The sequence below is a fragment of the Stutzerimonas kunmingensis genome (assembly GCF_032106285.1).
Lineage (GTDB): Bacteria > Pseudomonadota > Gammaproteobacteria > Pseudomonadales > Pseudomonadaceae > Stutzerimonas > Stutzerimonas kunmingensis_B.
In genome coordinates this window covers 26,075-43,084 of record NZ_DAMCPO010000003.1, presented here as the reverse complement: position 1 = coordinate 43,084, position 17,010 = coordinate 26,075, and the positions used below count along the sequence as shown (strand labels likewise).

Here is a 17,010-nt window from a genome sequence, read left to right as displayed (position 1 = left end):
CCGCCGCTTTGCTCTACAGCGCGGCAGCGATCGTGGGCTGGATGCAGATCGCCATACAGAAAAAAGTCTTACAACAACTCGAATCGCGCGCTTTGCACCGATCGCGAGTCGAGGCCCAACTGGACTTCGAACTCGCCGGGCTCGGCCACGTAGTCGAGTCGCGCGTCAGGAAACTTCAGATCGTCCTCGCCCAGTTCAAAGCGCACTACCCGCGACTCGCCTGGCTCTAACATGAGCTTTTCGAAGCGCTTGAGTTCCTTGATCGGACGTACGCTGGAGCCGACCAGATCCTGCAGATACAGCTGCACTACCGTCGCGCCGGCGCGTGCGCCAGTGTTCTTTACCGTTACGCTGACCTCCAGAATCTGGCCGCGTTTCAGCTGATGTCGTGAAAGCTGCGGCTTCGCCAGCTCGAACTCGGTGTAGCTCAGGCCATAACCGAACGGGTACAGCGCACCGTTGGGTTCTTCGAAATACTGCGAGGTGTAGTTGCCAGGGCGACCCTCGACGAAGGGTCGGCCGAGTCGCGGGTGGTTGTAGTAGGTCGGAATCTGGCCAACCGAGCGCGGAAAGGAGATCGGCAGTTTGCCGGACGGGTTGTGCGCACCGAGCAGCACCTCGGCAATCGCGTGCCCGCCCTCGGTGCCGGCGAACCAGGTTTCCAGCACCGCATCCGCGTTGTCCTTGACCCAGCCCAGTTGCAGCGGCCGGCCATTCATCAAAACCACCACCAGCGGTTTGCCGGTGGCAGCCAGCGCTTCGAGCAGTGCCTGCTGGCTGGCCGGCAGCGTAAGGCTGGTACGGCTGGAGGATTCGTGGGACATGCCACGTGACTCGCCCACCGCAGCAACGATCACGTCAGCCTCGCGCGCGGCACGCACGGCCTCGTCAATCATCGCCTGCGGCGGGCGCGGGTCCTGCGTCACTTCCGGGCGATCCCAATTGAGAAAGTTCAGGTACTCGATCAGTCGCGGATCGTCTGTGACGTTCGCGCCACGGGCATGGATGACCCGGCCGGAATCGCCCATTGCTGCCTCGAGGCCCTGACGCAGCGTCACCGTCTGTGCCGCCACACCGGCCGCCGACCAGCTGCCAAGCATGTCAACGTGGGAATCGGCCAGCGGGCCGACCAGCGCGATGGTCGCGTCCTTGCCCAGTGGCAGCGTCTGCTGACGGTTCTCCAGCAGGACCAGCGAGTCGCGCGCCACTTGCCTTGCCGCCTGGCGATGCAGGCGGCTTTCAGCATTGACCTCAACCGGATCGTCCGCCGCCTTGCCGATACGCCGATAAGGATCATGAAACAGGCCGAGGTCGTACTTGGCACCGAGCACACGCCCCACCGCCTGGTCGATCAGCTCTATCGGCACCTCACCGCGCTCGACCAGCCCCGACAGTTCCTGCAGATAAAGCGAGTCGTGCATGCTCAGATCGATACCCGCCTCGATCGCCAGGCGCGCAGCCTCGCGCCCGTCGCGGGCCACGCCGTGGCGCAGCAGTTCGTCGATGGCGCCGTGGTCGCTGATGTTCAGCCCACGGAAGCCCCAGTCGTCGCGCAGCAGGTCGCGCAACAGCCAGCGGTTGGCGCTGGCCGGCATGCCGTTGACGGTGTTCAGCGCGATCATCACGCCGCCTGCCCCGGCGTCCACCGCGGCACGGTATGGCGGCAGATAATCCTGATGCATACGCTGCGGGCTCATGTCGACCACGTTGTAGTCGCGGCCCCCTTCCACCGCGCCGTACAGGGCGAAGTGCTTGACGCTGGCCATCACGCTGTCCGCGGCGCTCAGGCGCTCACCCTGATAGGCGCGCACCAGCGTGCCGGCGATCTGCGATACCAGGTAGGGATCTTCGCCGAAGCCTTCGGAGGTCCGGCCCCAGCGCGGATCACGGGTGATGTCGACCATCGGTGCAAATGTCAGGTCCAGGCCGTCGGCGCTGGCCTCGATGGCCGACACGCGACCGCTAAGGGCGATGGCCTCGAGATCCCAGCTCGACGCCAGCGCCAGGCTGATCGGGAAGATGGTGCGGTGGCCGTGAATGACGTCGTAGGCGAAAAAGATCGGAACGCCCAGGCGACTGCGCAGCGCCGCATCCTGCATGGGGCGGTTGTCGGCGCGGGTGACCGAATTGAAGGTGGCGCCAATGCGTCCGGCAGCGATCTCCTCGACGATCCGCTCGCGCGGCATGTCACCACCGATGCTGATCAGCCGCAGCTGGCCGATCTTCTCCACCAGGGTCATGCGCTCGAGCAGGGTTTCGATCAGCGCCTGCCGGTCATCCAGCGGCAACGCGGGCTGTGCCGCACTGGCGAACGAGCCCATCGCGCTGGCAAGCAGGACAAACGGCAACAGCCTTTTCATCATCACGTTCCGCAACCCCATTCGTTAGAACCGATCAGCCACACACAGGCACACCCATCGCGCCGCCTGTGAAAGCCGATCGCAATGGGTTGAAGACAATTTTTAAAGTTCGATGGTGCCGTCGAGATAAAGCACGGCCTGCCCGGCCACCATCACACGATCCGCTTCGACCCGGCAGTGCAGGATGCCGCTACGTTTCGACGCCTGCAGCGCCACCAGCTCGTTACGCCCCAGCCGCTCGGCCCAGTACGGCGCAAGCCCGGCATGGATGGAGCCGGTGACCGGGTCCTCGTCGCCGCCGTTGGCTGGCCAGAAATAACGGGAGGCGAAATCCTGCTCGCGTCCCGGCGCGGTCACTACCACATCCAGTGGCGCCAGCGTGCGCAGCGCCTGCAGATCGGGCGCCAGCGCCCTGACCTCGCGCTCGTCACGGTAGACGGCGAACCATGCCTGCGGACTGCACAGCACCGCTTCCGGCTCGCACCCAAGCCCCTGCAACAATGCCGCCGGCGGTTCGGCAACCGGTTCCGGCGCGCGGTTGGGGAAGCTCATTTCCAGCATGCCATCAGCCCGTCGCTGCACCGCCAAGTCACCCACAGCGGCGGCGCGGAAGGTCAGCGGTGCCTGAGCCAGGCCCGCTTCCAGCAGCACAAAGGCGCTGGCCAGCGTGGCATGGCCGCAGAAGTCGATTTCAGTCAGTGGCGAAAACCAGCGGATGTGAAACGCCCCGTCCGCTTCGCGTACGAAAAAGGCCGTTTCAGAAAGATTGTTTTCGGCGGCGATGGCTTGCATCAGCGCGTCCGGCAGCCAGGTTTGCAGGGGTATCACTGCCGCGGGATTGCCCCTGAAGCGCTCGGCAGTGAAGGCATCGACCTGGAACATCCGCAATTTCATGTTTGCACCCTGTGCACGGTCAAGCGACCGCTGCCTACTCTAACCGGGCGGACGGAGTGCTAGCCAGTGGTGCGTGAAGGCTGAAGGGCCCGGAATCCGTCCGGTTCACCTACTTTCGGCAGCGCCGCGCATCAGCCCAGGGCAAAGGGCAGCAGCAGCGCGATCAGGATGCCCAGCAGACTCATGCCCAGCGCGGCGAAAGCGCCGCATTCGTCACCCTCTTCCAACGCCCTCGCCGTACCGATGGCATGCGCGTTGATGCCATAGCTGAGGCCCCGCGCGGCGGGATGCTCGACACCTGCCCAGCGCAGCAACAGCGGCCCCAACGCGGTGCCGATAACGCCGGTGAGCATGACGAACACCGCCGCCAGCGAGGCCAGTCCACCGAGCTGCTCGGCCACCAGCATGGCGATGGGCATGGTCGCCGACTTCGGCGCCAGGCTCATCAGCACCGGCAGCTGCGCGCCCAGCGCCCAGGCGATCACCAGCGTCAGCACCACGCTGAGCACGCCGCCCACAGCCAGGGTAATGACGATCGGCCAGAACAATTGCTGAATCCGCTTGAGGTGACGATGCAGCGGCACCGCCAGCGCCACGGTTGCAGGCCCCAGCAACATGGCGATCAACGAGGCACCCTCGCGGTAGCGCGCGTACTCCAAATCCACCAGGGTGAGCGTGCCGACTACCAGCAGCATGCCGATCATCACCGGCTGCAGAACCAACCAGCCGCTACGCCGATAGAGCATCAGCGCGAGTTTGAAAGCGATCAGCGTCAGCGCCACGGCGAACAGCGGATGCACCACGACGGCCGCCCAGGCCGTGCGCCAGTCGAGAACCGTCATGCCTGATCCTCCCGCTTGAGATCGAGCCGGCGAATCAGTCGCTGCATCAGCCAGCCGCAGAACGGCACGGTGATCAGCAACGACAGCACCAGCCCGGCGGCGATGGCAGGCAGGTCATCCAGCAGCGCGGCGCCGCTGGTCATGATTCCGGCGGCGGGCACGATGAGCAGCAGCGGCAGGTACTGCAGCAGCAGCGCCGCGGTCTTCTCCAGCGACTCGGGAATGCTGCGGCGCAGCAACAGGAGGCCAAACAGCAACAGCATGCCGATGATTGGCCCAGGCAATGCCGGCAGCAGCACCAGATTGATCAGGTTGCCGAACAGTTGCAGCAGCACCAGCCAGGTCAGGCCCTTGAGAATCATCGGCGGCGCTCCATTGACGGCAGGTCAGAAATCATGACGACAGCTCCTCAGTGCGTGGCAAAAGGTTTCGACTATGGCTTTGTTGGCAGCGGCGCAACAGATGCAGATTGGCACTAAAAAAGCAGATCAGCCGATCCCGAAACGTTCCACTGATGCAGGTCAACCCATTGTCCGAAGACGTTGCAGGGCAGGCAACCGATGCTCATCTGATCTGTATTTTGGCTGTTCATCTGAGTCTGTTATGCAGCACCACTGGCAGGGATCATCCGCTTCGCCTGAAATGCCTATGGGGCGAAGCCTAATGACCGACCGCATACCCGCGCAGATCATCGAAACCGTTGATCCCAGCCAACCGATCCGCCTGACGCCCGCGCAGGGCGGCGGGCCCATTCATACGCGCAGTTTCAGCGGCCGGTTCCGCAACCTGCGCCTGTTGGGCGGCGCGCTGCTGATGCTGCTCTACTTCGGCACCGTCTGGCTGAACTGGAACGGGCGCCAGGCGGTGCTGTGGGATCTGGACCGGCAGCAGTTTCACATCTTCGGCGCCACCTTCTGGCCGCAGGATTTCATCCTGCTCTCGGCGATTCTGATCATCGCCGCGTTCGGCCTGTTCTTCATCACCGTGCTGGCCGGACGCATCTGGTGCGGCTACGCCTGCCCGCAGAGCACCTGGACCTGGATGTTCATGTGGGTGGAAAAGATCACCGAGGGTGATCGCCTGCAGCGCATCAAGCTCGACGCCGCGCCCTGGTCGGCCGCCAAGCTGCTGCGCCGTGCCGCCAAGCACACGCTATGGCTGGCCATCAGCCTGGCCACGGCGATGGCGTTCGTCGGCTATTTCACCCCGGTGCGCGAACTGGTGGCCGACCTCGCCCGCTTCGAGGTCGGTGCCACCACCGCCTTCTGGCTGCTGTTCTTCACTGCCGCGACTTATATCAACGCCGGCTGGCTGCGCGAGCAGGTGTGCCTGCACATGTGCCCCTACTCGCGCTTCCAGAGCGTGATGTTCGACGCCGATACCCTGCTCGTCTCCTACGACACAGCCCGTGGCGAGAACCGCGGCGCGCGACGCAAGGGCAGCGACCCGCGCGCGCAAGGCCTCGGTGACTGCGTCGACTGCACGCTGTGCGTGCAGGTCTGCCCCACCGGCATCGACATCCGCGACGGCCTACAGCTGGACTGCATCAGCTGCGGTGCCTGCATCGACGTCTGCGACAGCGTCATGGACCGGATGGGTTACGCTCGCGGCCTGCTGCGCTACACCTCCGAACGCGCGCTCAAAGGCGGCGCCACCCGCCTCTTGCGGCCGCGCCTGATCGGATATGCCGTGGCGATGACGGCGATGATCGCCGCCTTCGTCTGGGCACTGGACGCGCGGCCGCAGCTGCAGCTGGACGTCACCCGCGACCGCACGCTGTACCGCGAGAACATGCAGGGGCAGATCGAAAACATGTACCGCCTCAAGCTGATCAACAAGACCCAGCAAGCGCGCCGCTACGCGCTCGGGCTGGAAGGCGGGCCGTTCGCACTGCAGGGACCGCGCGAGATCGCCCTGGCCCCGGGCGAGATCGCCGACCTGCCGGTCAGCGTTGCGCTGCTCGACAACGCCCGCGACTTCAGCCGCGAGCTGCGTTTCGAGGTCAGCGACCTGGCCGAGCCGAGCAGCCGGGTGAGTACACCGAGCACCTTCGTCGCCCCCATCGCGGCGCTACGCCAGTAGACTGGCCATGCCCAACCGCCACGGCCCGGACACGATGAAGCGCTACGAGAAATTCGCCGACGAGATTGCCGAACTGATCCGCAGTGGCGTGCTCGCGCCGGGAGAAAAGGTGCCCTCGGTGCGCCACGCCAGCCGCACCTACGGCGTCAGCCCGTCCACCGTGTTCCAGGCCTACTACCTGCTGGAAGACCGCGGGCTGATCCAGGCGCGGGCGCGTTCGGGCTATTTCGTCCGCGAACATGCCAAGCGCCCGTTGCACGAACCGGACATCAGCCTGCGTCCGGCGGAAACCACCGATGTCGGCGTCAGCGAGCTGGTGTTCTCGGTGCTCGCCTCGCTGCGCGACCCGGCCACGGTGCCCTTCGGTTCGGCCTTTCCCAGTCCCGAGCTGTTTCCCCTGCAGCGCCTGGCGCGCTCGATGGCACAGAGCGTGCGCGACATGCCGGCACGCGAGGTGATTGCCGAGATGACCGCCGGCAACCCGGACCTGCGCCGGCAGATCGCCCTGCGCTACATGGTCAGCGGTGTGATGCTGCCGATGGACGAACTGGTGATCACCACCGGTGCGATGGAGGCTCTGAACCTCTGCCTGCAGGTGGTAACCGAACCGGGTGATCTGGTGGCCATCGAGGCGCCAGCGTTCTACGCCACGCTGCAGGTACTGGAACGGCTCAAGCTCAAGGCGGTGGAGATTCCGGTGCACCCACGCGAAGGCATCGACCTCGACATCCTCGCCGATCGCCTCGCGCACTTGCCGATCAAGGCCTGCTGGTTCATGAGCAGCCTGCAGAACCCGCTGGGCGCGAGCATGGGCGAGGCGAAGAAGCAGCAGCTCTATGAGCTGTTGCAGCGCCACCAGGTGCCGTTGATCGAGGACGACGTCTACGCCGAGCTTTACTTCACCCGCGAGCCGCCCAAGCCGGTGAAAAGCCATGATCGCGAAGGTCTGGTGATGCACTGCGGTTCGTTCTCCAAGAGTCTCGCGCCCGGTTACCGGGTCGGCTGGGTTGCCGGCGGTCGCTATGCCGAGCAGATCGCCCGGCTCAAGCTGATGACCACCATTTCCCCTTCCGTGCCGGCGCAGGCCGCCATTGCCGATTACCTGCAGCACGGCGGCTACGACCGTCACCTGCGCAAGCTGCGCCATGCGCTGGAGATGCAGCAGGGTGCGATGCTCGCCTCCGCGGCCCGCCATTTCCCTGCGAGCACGCGAGTCACCCGGCCCAGCGGCGGCTACTTTCTGTGGTTCGAATTTCCCGAGCAGGTGGATTCGCTGCAGCTGCTGCAACTGGCGCTGGCCCAGGGCATCAGCCTGGCGCCAGGGCCGATCTTTTCGGCGACCCAGCGCTTTCGCAACTGCGCGCGGCTGAATCACGGCCATCCATGGGACGCCCGCAGCGAGCAGGCGATGAAGTTGCTGGGCAGGATGCTGAAGTCGTTCTGAGGCGCGGTGACGATATGTCCGGGACCTTCAGTCGCAATCCTGCGGCTGGCCGCCACGGGCCTTCATCAGATACATGCGGTCGTCGGCCTGCTTGAGCAGCTGGGCCTCCGCATCACCGTCTTCGGGATAGAGCGCGGTGCCGATGCTCAAGCCGATATCGAGACTGTGCTCGGCAATCTGCATCGGCTGCTCGAAGGCCGCGCGGATCTTGTCGACGACGCGGCGGGCATCCTCTGCCTCGGCGATGCTTTCCAGCAGCACCACGAACTCATCGCCACCCAGCCGCGCCACGGTATCGGTGTCGCGCACGCAGTGCGTTAGGCGATCGGCCACTGCGCGCAGCAGCTGGTCGCCGCCGCTGTGGCCGTAGGTATCGTTGACCTGCTTGAAGCGATCCAGATCCACGTAGAGCAAGGCGACGCGTCCGCCATTGCGCCGCACCCGCGCCAGGGCGGTGTCCAGGCGATCGCGAAAACAGGCGCGATTCGGCAGGCCGGTGAGTTCGTCGTACTGCGCCATCCGGTGCAGTCGCGCATACAGCTGCTTGCGCTCGATTGCCGTGACCACCTGCATCGAGACGAACTGCAGCAGCTCCTGATCCTTCTCGGTGTAGGGCGCGGCCGTGCTCTTGAGCAACAGCACGCCGATCACCCCCTCACTCGAACTGAGCGGCACCCCCAGCCACCAGGCATGGGTATCCCCATCACCGAGCGGGAGCGCTAGCGCTGGCATCGAGTCCGCATTGAAGCGCAACGGCTGCGCGCCATGCAGGACGGAAAAGCACAGGGACGCCGCGGGTTCCGCTGGCAGACCGGTCGAATCGAGCGCCAGCGCCTGGTAGGGATAACTCAGCTCGCCGCTGGCAGCATTGCGGATGGCCACGATGAAATCGTCCACCGGCAGCAGCTGGGCGATGGTCAGATGGATCTGCTGATACAGCGCTGCGAGGTCCTTGGCCCCGTGCGCCGCCTCGGAGATCGAATAGAGCGCCGCCTGCATCGCTTCGGACTGCTTGCGCTGGGTGATGTCGCGCGCCACGCCGATGCGCAGCTTGTTATCGGTCGACCAGCAGGCCGACCACATGATGTGCACCACACCGCCGTCCTTGCGCACGTAACGGTTCTCGAAGTGCAGCAGCGGCTGATCAGCCATTACTTCCTTGGCGGCGGCCAGGGTCCGGGCACGGTCTTCGGGATAGACCATCTCGATCATCCGCTTGCCGAGCATCTCCTGCGGGGTGTAGCCGAAGATGCGCTCGCAGGCGGCGCTGACGTAGACGAAGTTGCCCTGCGCATCGACCACGCAGATGGCATCCAGCAACAAATCGATGACACTCGCAAGAGGCGCGTAGCTATCCGTCTTCACAGCGGCAGACCTACTTCGGCCATTGGGCACGGGCCTGGCGATCGGGGCGGCGCCGTCGCGCGGCTGATCGCTCGTTCCCATGCCCTAAGCATCGCCCAAATCCGCAGCCGCTGCGCTGTTTTTTTATTGTCCGGCTCCCTCCACCCAGCGCGGATAGAAGCCGAGCGAAGCCTGGGTGTTGGCATCCTGCAGCGCGATAACGTTCTCTAGCGCATCGCCGGCGTCCCGTTCCAGTCGGTCGCCGCGAAAGAAGAAGCGGCGGCCATCGGCAAGCGTGAGGAACAGGCCGACCGCCCCATGGCCATCCAGCGGCACCAGCACGACCTGGCCGTCGCCGAACAGATCCAGGCTACGACGGTGCTCCCGATAAGGGCTCGCCTGGAACTCCAGCGACTGCCAGCGGACCGGGTGGCGAAACTGACTGGGCAACACCGCTGGCGGCGTGGCAGCCTCCAGATAGCCCAGGCTGTCCGCGCTGGCCAATACCGGTACCTCGGGATAGTCGACCAGCCCCGAAGCGTGCTCCCAGCGCACGCACCCCAGCACGATACGATCGATCTCCAGTCCGTCCCCCTCCAGCTGATCGCGCACCGGGCGTACGTCCGCGTAGCGCTTGATTCGCCAGGGCACCTCGGCGTCCAGCTGCGCGTCGATCTGCCTACCGAGCCCGGTTCCAAACAGCAAGCGGCTGCCGCGATGCTCGATCAGAATCGCGATGTGCTGCGTGGGCGGCGCCTCCTGCCAACCGTTCCGTCCCAGCAAGAAGTCGCCACTGTCGCTCTGCGCCGTCTTCACCAGGCTGAAGCGCAACCCTTGCGCAGCCGAAGCATCCTCGACGAAGCCAAACAGGGAGACTGCCAGCCCGATCACCAGCAGCAGCGATACTCCGATCCGCCGGCCCAGGTGCCGGTCCAGCTCGCCGGGCATCCGACCATTCTGCACGTTCATGGCGTCACAACCCCGGCATGCCGACATAACCCGGCAGCGCGCGGACGCGGGCGAACCAGGCCTGCAGCGCCGGATAGGCAGCCAGATCGAGCCCGCCGTCTCCGCCCAGCGCGACGTTGGGGTAGACGGCGATGTCGGCGATGGTCGGTTCGCTGGTCTGCGCCAGCCAGGCGTGCTGCGCAAGGTGCCGCTCGAGCGTACGCAGGGCGCTGGCGGCACGTGCCTGCGCCAGAGGCTCGTCGATCGGCCGGCCGAACAGCTTGCCCAGACGCACGGTGGCCGGGCCATGCTGCACCTCGTTGGCGGCAAAGCTCAGCCAGTTGGCGATGTGGCCCTGGGTTTCGGCGTCCTGCGGATACCACTCATTGGCATAGCGCTGGGCCAGATAAACCAGGATTGCCTGGGAATCGCCAAGTCGAAAATCGCCGTCCTCGAGCACCGGAATCTGTCCGCGCGGATTGATTTCACGGAACGCCGGCTGCTTGTGCTCGCCCGCAAGCAGATTCACCGGCACCAGCTCCACCGGCTGGCCGATCAGGCTGAGAAACAGACGAACCTTGTGGCAGTTGCCGGATAGCGTCAGGTCGTAAAGCTTCATGGTGTTGCCCTCGTGATTGGCTGCGACTGGATAATAGACAGACCTGTCTGTACACTGCAAGCACCAACGCAAATCCATCCCAACTGGAGCAAGCCGCGAGCGCTCCCGCATAATGTCGAACCACAGGAGGTATCCATGGCATCGAACAAGCGCGACCAGTTGCTCAACACCGCAGAGAGTCTGTTCTATCGCGAGGGTTATCACGCCACCGGCATCGATCGCATCCTGGCCGAATCCGGCGTGGCCAAGATGACGCTGTACAAGCACTTCAAGTCCAAGGACGAGCTGATCCTGGCCGTGCTGGAAGCGCGCCACGAGCTGATGCTGACGCGCCTGCGCGAGCGTGCCACCAGACTGCCGCCGCGTGAGGCGCTACTGGGAATTTTCGATGGATTGCACGGAATGATTCACGGCAACGACGCCTTCTGCGGCTGCCTGTTCATCAACGCAGCGGCCGAATATCACGACCGCGACCACCCGATTCACCGCCGCTCCTCCGCCTACAAGGCAGAACTGCTGGCCTACCTTCGCGAGCTGCTGGAACGCCTGGATGCGCCACAGCCGCTGCAGCTGGCGCGCCAGCTGCAGTACCTGCTCGAAGGCGCGCTGAGCATGGCGCACATCGAAGGCCCGGGCGAGCAGGCGCGGGATGCCAAAGTCGCCGCCGAACGACTGCTCGAAGCCGCCGGCATCTAGGCGCGCCGCAGCGGGCGCGCCTAGATGCCGTTCAGAGGGTGCCGGCTTCGTCTTCCCGGACCTTGAACCAGGCGGCATACAGGGCCGGCAGGAACAGCAGCGTCAGCGCCGTGGCGACGATCAGGCCACCCATGATCGCCACCGCCATTGGCCCGAAGAAGATACTGCGCGACAACGGAATCATCGCCAACACCGACGCCAGCGCGGTCAGCACGATGGGCCGGAAGCGGCGCACCGTGGCATCGACGATAGCGGTGAAGCGCGCCTGACCGGCACCGATGTCCTGCTCGATCTGATCCACCAGAATCACCGAGTTACGCATGATCATCCCCGACAGCGCGATGGTGCCGAGCATCGCCACAAAGCCGAACGGCTGCCCGAACAGCAGCAGGAACAGTGCAACACCGATGATGCCCAGCGGCGCGGTGAGGAACACCATGGCCGAGCGCGAGAAACTCTTGAGCTGCGCCATCAACAGGGTCAGCACGACGATGACGAACAGCGGCATGCCGGCATTCACCGAACGCTGGCCGCGCTCGGAGTCCTCCACCGTTCCGCCGACCTCGAGCAGATAGCCGCCGGGCAACTGATCCCGGATGTCGGCCAGGGTCGGCTCGATCTCACGCACCAGTGCCGCCGGCTGCTGCTCTCCGTACACATCGGCGCGCACGGTGACCGTCGGCAGGCGGTTGCGATGCCAGATCACGCCCTCCTCGAATCCGTACTCGAGCGTCGCCACCTGCGACAGCGGCACGCTGCGCCCGCTCTCGGTGGGAATCGCCAGGCTCGGCAGCATCGACAGCTCGAGCCGCTCGCGCTCGGTGCCGCGCAGGAGGATCTCGATCAGCTCATTGTCCTCGCGGAACTGGCTGACGCTGCTGCCGGTGAAGGTGCGCCGCAGGAAGCCGGACAGCTCGGCGGTGGTCACGCCCAACGCACGGGCACGATCCTGATCGACGTTGAGCCGGACCATCTTGCTCGGCTCCTGCCAGTCCAGATGGACGTTGGCCACGTGCGGGTTCTCATTGACCTTGGCAGCGACCTGGCGAGCCAGCCCACGCACCACGTCGATATGCTCGCCGGTGACACGGAACTGCACCGGATAGCCCACCGGCGGGCCATTCTCCAGCCGCGTCACGCGACCGCGCAGGCTCGGGAAATCTTCGCGCATGCGTTCGATCAGCCAGGCGCGCAGGGACTCGCGGGACTCGATGCTGTCGGCCAGCACGACGAACTGGGCGAAGCTGGTCGCCGGCAGCTGCTGGTCCAGCGGCAGGTAGAAACGCGGCGAGCCGGTGCCGACGTAGGCCACATAGTTGTCGATGCCGGCCCGTTCCTTGAGCAGCTGTTCCAGCCGCGCCACCTCTGCTTCGGTCGCCTTCAACGAGGCGCCTTCGGCCAGTTTGAGATCGACCATCAGCTCCAAACGGCCGGAAGCGGGGAAGAACTGTTGCGGCACCAGACGGAACAGCACCACCGCGGCGACGAAGATCGCCAGGGTGAGCAGGATAACGGTCTTGCGCCGGCGCACGCAGAAGGTCACCACGCGCCGTACGCGCTGGTAGAACGGCGTTGCGTAAGGATCGTGGCCTTCACTGCTTGCGCCGTGCTTGTGTGCCGATTTTTTGGCCAGGTCCGGCAGCAGCTTTTCGCCGATCAGCGGCACGAACATCACCGCGGCGATCCAGGACGCGATGAGCGAAATGGCGACCACCTGGAAGATCGAACGGGTGTATTCGCCGGTACTGGAATTGGCAGTGGCGATCGGCAGGAAACCCGCCGCGGTGATCAGCGTGCCGGTCAGCATCGGGAATGCCGTGCTGGTCCAGGCGAAGCTGGCGGCCTTGAGGCGGTCGTAGCCTTGCTCCATCTTGATCGCCATCATCTCCACCGCAATGATCGCGTCGTCCACCATCAGCCCGAGAGCCAGGACCAGGGCGCCAAGGGAGATCTTGTGCAGGCCGATGTCCAGATAGCTCATGGCGGCGAAAGTCATCGCCAGCACCAGCGGAATCGACAGCGCGACCACCAGCCCGGTACGCACGCCTAGCGAGAAGAAACTCACCAGCAATACGATCACCAGCGCTTCGATCAACACCTTGACGAACTCACCTACGCTGGTCTTCACCGCAGCGGGCTGATCCGAGACCTTGCGCAGCTGCATCCCCGCCGGCAGCTCCTGCTGCAGGCGGGCGAACTCCTGCTCCAGTGCCTCGCCCAGCACCAGGATGTCGCCACCGCTTTTCATCGAAACCGCCAGCCCCAGTGCCGGCTCGCCCATGAAGCGCATGCGCGGCGCGGGCGGGTCGTTGAAGCCGCGATGTACCTCGGCAACATCACCGATACGGAAGGTGCGGCCAGCAACGCGGATGGGGAAATCACGAATCTCCTTGACCGTCTCGAAGCTGCCGGTGACGCGCAGCTGCACCCGATCGCTGATGGTCTCGACGAAACCGGCAGCCGTTACCGCGTTCTGCGCCTCCAGCGCCTGGCGCACGGCTTCCAGCGGGACGCCAAGCGTGGCCAGTTTGACGTTGGAGAGCTCGATCCAGATCTTCTCGTCCTGCAGGCCGATCAGCTCGACCTTGCCGACGTTCTTGACCCGCTGCAGCTGCAGCTGGATGCGGTCGGCGTAGTCCTTGAGGATCGCGTAGTCGAAACCGTCGCCGGTCAGGGCGTAGATGTTGCCGAAGGTGGTGCCGAACTCGTCGTTGAAGAAGGGCCCCTGCACACCGGGCGGAAAGGTGTGCTGGATGTCGCCGATCTTCTTGCGAATCTGGTACCAGAGGTCGGGAATGTCCTTCGAGCGCATCGAGTCGCGTGCCATGAAGGTGACATTGGATTCGCCCGGTCGGGAGAACGAGACGATGCGCTCGTACTCGCCGGTTTCCATCAGCTTCTTCTCGATGCGCTCGGTGACCTGGCGCGACACTTCCTCGGCGGTAGCGCCCGGCCATTGCGTCTGGATGACCATGGCCTTGAAGGTGAATGGCGGGTCCTCGCTCTGGCCGAGCTTGCTGTACGACAGCGCGCCGACGATCGCCAGCAGCAGCATCAGGTAGACGACGATCTGCCGGTTCTGCAGCGCCCAGGCGGAGAGATTGAAGCGCATCGCGATTACTCCTGGGCGGCCAGCTCGACGGGGCGATTGTGGCGATCCACCGGGCGAACCGGCTGGTTATCGCTGAGCATCTGCACCCCGGCCAGGACAATCCAGTCGTCGGCGCCCAGCCCTTCGAGGACCGGCACCAGCTGTTCGCCGAAGGGCCCGGTCCGAACCTCGACCCGCTCGACGGTGGAATCGGCTCTGAGCCGCCAGACATGCGCCCGGCCCTTTTCCGCACTCAGCGCTGACAGCGGCACCGCCAGCGACACTTCGCCATCGCGGCGAATGCTCACCAGCGCGCTCTGTCCCAGCTCGGCTGGCACCTCCTGTTCGCTGAAGGCAACACGCGCGGAATAGGTCCGCGACTGCGCATCGGCGGCTGGCGAGAGTTCGCGGATCTTGCCGAGATAGTGGCGCCCCGGTTGCGACCAGAGTTCGACCTCGACTTCCTGGCCAACCCGGTAGCGCTCCAGCGACTGCTCCGGCAGATCGATGGCCACTTCCCGCTCGCCATCGGCCGCCAGCACGAACGCGGTCTGCCCCGCGGCGACCACCTGCCCCACCTCGACTCGGCGCTGCGCGATCAGGCCGTCGCTGGTGGCGCGCAGTGCCGCGTAATCGACCTGATTGCTGGCCACATCGAATTCGGCGCGTGCCTGCTGCAGACGGGCAGCCGCGGCGCGATAGGCGTTGTCGGCGTTATCGAACTGCGACTGACTGACCAGCTGGCGACCGAGCAGCGCCTTGTAGCGGTCATGTTCCGCTTTGGCAACGCGCAGATTGGCTTCTGCGGCCGCCACCTGCGCGCGCATGCCGTCCAGTTGCAGCCGCACGTCCTGCGGATCTAGACGTGCCAGGGGCTGGTCCTTGCGTACGCGGTCGCCCGCTTCGACCAGCCGCTCGACGACCTTGCCGCCGATGCGGAAGGCCAGCTCAGGCTCGTAGCGCGCGTGCACTTCGCCGGGATAGCTCTCGCGTGCTTCGCTGGCCGGCTGCGGCTGCACCACCATGACCGGACGAGGCAGTTGCTGCGGCGGCTCGCCATTGCCGCAGGCGACTAGAACAAGTGCACAACCGAACATAGAGGCAAGGGACAAGGCATGTCGGAACACGATGAAGTCTCTCTGTCGCGAAGCGGATTGGAATACTTATACTGCGCGGTATAGTAAAAATACCGTACCAGCCAGTCCACTATTAAAACGCCCATGACAGAAATCCATTCCGTATCGCCTGGCCCCGGTCGCCCGAAGGACCCCGCCAAGCGCGAGGCGATCCTCACTGCCGCGCAGGTGTTGTTCCTCGGCAACGGCTACGAAGGCAGCAGCATGGAGGCCATCGCCGCCGAAGCTGGCGTTTCCAAGCTCACGCTGTACAGCCATTTCAAGGACAAGGAAGCGCTATTCAGCGCAGCCGTGAAGACCACCTGCGAGACACGCTTGCCGAGGCGGCTGTTTCAGGTGGAGGAAGATTGCGATATCGAAGAGCTGCTGCTGGCGATTGGCGGCGCCTTCAATGAACTGGTCAACAGCCCCGAGTCCATCGGCCTGCATCGGGTGATGGTGGCAATGGCGACGCAGAATCCGGGGCTGGTGAAGATGTTCTTCGATGCCGGCCCGCAACAGCTACTGTGCGATCTGCAACAGCTGTTCAGCAGGGCCGACGCGCTGGGCTTGTTGGAGATCGACGACCCACTGCGCGCCGCCGAGCATTTCTGCTCGCTGATCAAGGGTGCCCAGCATTTCCGCCTGCTGGTCGGCTATGCCGAAGCGCCAACCGATGAGGAAGGCAACCTGCACGTGCGGGACGCGGTGAGTGTATTTCTGCGCGCCTACCGCCGCTGAACTGAGCAAGCGAAAGGTTCGCGGACTGCGGAATCAGCCCTGAAGCTTCTTCTTCGGATAGATATCGTAGCGGCTGGATTTTCCTTCCAGACTGTAGCCGGGCTTGGCGCCTTCGATTGCCGGCGCCTTGCGCGGACGCTTGACCACCACACGATGGCTGGCCAGCTCCAGGGCCGCGGCCAGCAGTGCCGGCGCGTCCATATCGTCGCCGACGAAGGGCCGGAACAGGCGCATCTCCTTCTTCACCAGCGCACTCTTGTCGCGATGGGGAAACATCGGGTCGAGGTAGATGACCTGCGGCGCCTCCCCCTGCCACTGCGTCATCAGCTCGATGGCATTGCCCTTGAGCAGGGTCATCCGCGCGGCGATAGCACCCACCTCGGCGTCCCCGGTCGCGCGACCCAGACCATCCTCCAGCAGCGCGGCAATCAGCGGCTGGCGTTCGATCAGGCTCACTTCACAGCCCAGCGTCGCCAGCACGAAGGCATCGCGCCCGAGCCCCGCTGTAGCATCCAGCACCCGTGGCCGGATACCGGGCTGGACGCCCACGGCCTTGGCGATCATCTGCCCACTGCCACCACCGAACTGACGCCGGTGCGCTGCGGCCCCCTCGACGAAATCCACCCGTACCGGCCCCGGTGCCTGCGCCTCGAGCAACTGCAGCTGCAAGCCGTCCGCGCCAATCTGCAAAGCGAATTCGGCCGCGTCCTGAATTTCCGGCAAGTCGAGACGCTGCGCCCATTGATGGGCGGCAGCGGCGAACTGAGGAGTCAGCGGTTCGACTCGAACCACAGGGTTGCATGCGGACATGGGGCATCCAGCGGTGATGGAAAG

General features: G+C 65.0%; 14 protein-coding genes. 4 read left to right on the top strand and 10 right to left on the bottom strand.

All coding sequences use genetic code 11. From position 1 onward, the window contains the following. Positions 1-68 precede the first annotated feature (68 nt). The 4 genes from bglX to RT582_RS03330 all read right to left on the bottom strand — a co-directional run bounded on the left by bglX (position 69) and on the right by RT582_RS03330 (position 4,458). The gene (gene bglX / locus RT582_RS03345) at positions 69-2,360 is read right to left on the bottom strand and encodes a beta-glucosidase BglX (protein ID WP_313476551.1); all 2,292 of its coding nucleotides are present in this window, start codon (positions 2,358-2,360) and stop codon (positions 69-71) included. 102 nt (positions 2,361-2,462) lie between these two features. Beyond that, positions 2,463-3,242, bottom strand: coding sequence for a PhzF family phenazine biosynthesis protein (locus RT582_RS03340; protein ID WP_023446780.1), 780 nt, complete (start codon positions 3,240-3,242; stop codon positions 2,463-2,465). Between the two features lie 143 nt (positions 3,243-3,385). Then, positions 3,386-4,096: an LrgB family protein gene (locus RT582_RS03335; RefSeq protein WP_023446781.1), complete on the bottom strand. Its 711-nt coding sequence runs from the start codon at positions 4,094-4,096 to the stop codon at positions 3,386-3,388. Continuing rightward, entirely contained in the window at positions 4,093-4,458 is a 366-nt protein-coding gene (locus RT582_RS03330) for a CidA/LrgA family protein (protein WP_023446782.1), read from the bottom strand. The genes RT582_RS03335 and RT582_RS03330 overlap by 4 nt, the downstream gene beginning before the upstream one ends. Before the next feature lie 301 nt (positions 4,459-4,759). On the opposite strand from RT582_RS03330, the gene ccoG reads away from it, so the two are divergent. Both ccoG and mapR read left to right on the top strand, forming a co-directional pair. Then, positions 4,760-6,178: a cytochrome c oxidase accessory protein CcoG gene (gene ccoG / locus RT582_RS03325; protein ID WP_023446783.1), complete on the top strand. Its 1,419-nt coding sequence runs from the start codon at positions 4,760-4,762 to the stop codon at positions 6,176-6,178. Between the two features lie 34 nt (positions 6,179-6,212). Continuing rightward, the gene (mapR, locus tag RT582_RS03320) at positions 6,213-7,622 is read left to right on the top strand and encodes a GntR family transcriptional regulator MpaR (protein WP_044314384.1); all 1,410 of its coding nucleotides are present in this window, start codon (positions 6,213-6,215) and stop codon (positions 7,620-7,622) included. A 27-nt stretch (positions 7,623-7,649) separates the two neighbouring features. Here mapR and RT582_RS03315 read toward each other — a convergent pair whose 3' ends face one another. From RT582_RS03315 to RT582_RS03305, 3 genes are all read right to left on the bottom strand, one after another. Continuing rightward, the gene (locus RT582_RS03315) at positions 7,650-8,987 is read right to left on the bottom strand and encodes a sensor domain-containing protein (protein ID WP_044314382.1); all 1,338 of its coding nucleotides are present in this window, start codon (positions 8,985-8,987) and stop codon (positions 7,650-7,652) included. Positions 8,988-9,110: 123 nt separating this feature from the next. Next, positions 9,111-9,914, bottom strand: coding sequence for a hypothetical protein (locus RT582_RS03310; protein WP_044314381.1), 804 nt, complete (start codon positions 9,912-9,914; stop codon positions 9,111-9,113). Between the two features lie 25 nt (positions 9,915-9,939). Beyond that, on the bottom strand, positions 9,940-10,533 hold the full coding sequence (locus RT582_RS03305) for a glutathione S-transferase family protein (RefSeq protein ID WP_044314380.1): 594 nt from the start codon (positions 10,531-10,533) through the stop codon (positions 9,940-9,942). Positions 10,534-10,668: 135 nt separating this feature from the next. Here RT582_RS03305 and RT582_RS03300 point away from each other — a divergent pair, with 135 nt between their 5' ends. Next, entirely contained in the window at positions 10,669-11,229 is a 561-nt protein-coding gene (locus RT582_RS03300) for a TetR/AcrR family transcriptional regulator (protein WP_102832575.1), read from the top strand. A 31-nt stretch (positions 11,230-11,260) separates the two neighbouring features. Here RT582_RS03300 and RT582_RS03295 read toward each other — a convergent pair whose 3' ends face one another. Together RT582_RS03295 and RT582_RS03290 are read right to left on the bottom strand one after the other, a co-directional pair. After that, positions 11,261-14,341 carry an efflux RND transporter permease subunit gene (locus RT582_RS03295; RefSeq protein WP_102832576.1) on the bottom strand — a complete coding sequence of 1,027 codons (3,081 nt, stop codon included), beginning with the start codon at positions 14,339-14,341 and terminating at the stop codon, positions 11,261-11,263. 5 nt (positions 14,342-14,346) lie between these two features. Next, entirely contained in the window at positions 14,347-15,447 is a 1,101-nt protein-coding gene (locus RT582_RS03290) for an efflux RND transporter periplasmic adaptor subunit (protein WP_044315247.1), read from the bottom strand. Positions 15,448-15,540: 93 nt separating this feature from the next. On the opposite strand from RT582_RS03290, the gene RT582_RS03285 reads away from it, so the two are divergent. Next, positions 15,541-16,176: a TetR/AcrR family transcriptional regulator gene (locus RT582_RS03285; protein WP_044315248.1), complete on the top strand. Its 636-nt coding sequence runs from the start codon at positions 15,541-15,543 to the stop codon at positions 16,174-16,176. 33 nt (positions 16,177-16,209) lie between these two features. Here RT582_RS03285 and RT582_RS03280 read toward each other — a convergent pair whose 3' ends face one another. Further along, the gene (locus tag RT582_RS03280; protein WP_044315249.1) at positions 16,210-16,986 is read right to left on the bottom strand and encodes a class I SAM-dependent methyltransferase; all 777 of its coding nucleotides are present in this window, start codon (positions 16,984-16,986) and stop codon (positions 16,210-16,212) included. Between the last annotated feature and the right edge of the window lie 24 nt (positions 16,987-17,010).

What these genes read in the sequence shown, in the direction of transcription:
- mapR (WP_044314384.1), top strand. Translation starts at nt 6,213, where the DNA reads ATGAAGCGCTACGAGAAATTCGCCGACGAGATTGCCGAACTGATCCGC.
- RT582_RS03280 (WP_044315249.1), bottom strand. Translation starts at nt 16,986, where the DNA reads ATGTCCGCATGCAACCCTGTGGTTCGAGTCGAACCGCTGACTCCTCAG.
- ccoG (WP_023446783.1), top strand. Translation starts at nt 4,760, where the DNA reads ATGACCGACCGCATACCCGCGCAGATCATCGAAACCGTTGATCCCAGC.
- bglX (WP_313476551.1), bottom strand. Translation starts at nt 2,360, where the DNA reads ATGAAAAGGCTGTTGCCGTTTGTCCTGCTTGCCAGCGCGATGGGCTCG.
- RT582_RS03300 (WP_102832575.1), top strand. Translation starts at nt 10,669, where the DNA reads ATGGCATCGAACAAGCGCGACCAGTTGCTCAACACCGCAGAGAGTCTG.
- RT582_RS03305 (WP_044314380.1), bottom strand. Translation starts at nt 10,533, where the DNA reads ATGAAGCTTTACGACCTGACGCTATCCGGCAACTGCCACAAGGTTCGT.
- RT582_RS03295 (WP_102832576.1), bottom strand. Translation starts at nt 14,341, where the DNA reads ATGCGCTTCAATCTCTCCGCCTGGGCGCTGCAGAACCGGCAGATCGTC.
- RT582_RS03330 (WP_023446782.1), bottom strand. Translation starts at nt 4,458, where the DNA reads ATGATTCTCAAGGGCCTGACCTGGCTGGTGCTGCTGCAACTGTTCGGC.
- RT582_RS03310 (WP_044314381.1), bottom strand. Translation starts at nt 9,914, where the DNA reads ATGCCCGGCGAGCTGGACCGGCACCTGGGCCGGCGGATCGGAGTATCG.
- RT582_RS03285 (WP_044315248.1), top strand. Translation starts at nt 15,541, where the DNA reads ATGACAGAAATCCATTCCGTATCGCCTGGCCCCGGTCGCCCGAAGGAC.
- RT582_RS03335 (WP_023446781.1), bottom strand. Translation starts at nt 4,096, where the DNA reads ATGACGGTTCTCGACTGGCGCACGGCCTGGGCGGCCGTCGTGGTGCAT.
- RT582_RS03340 (WP_023446780.1), bottom strand. Translation starts at nt 3,242, where the DNA reads ATGTTCCAGGTCGATGCCTTCACTGCCGAGCGCTTCAGGGGCAATCCC.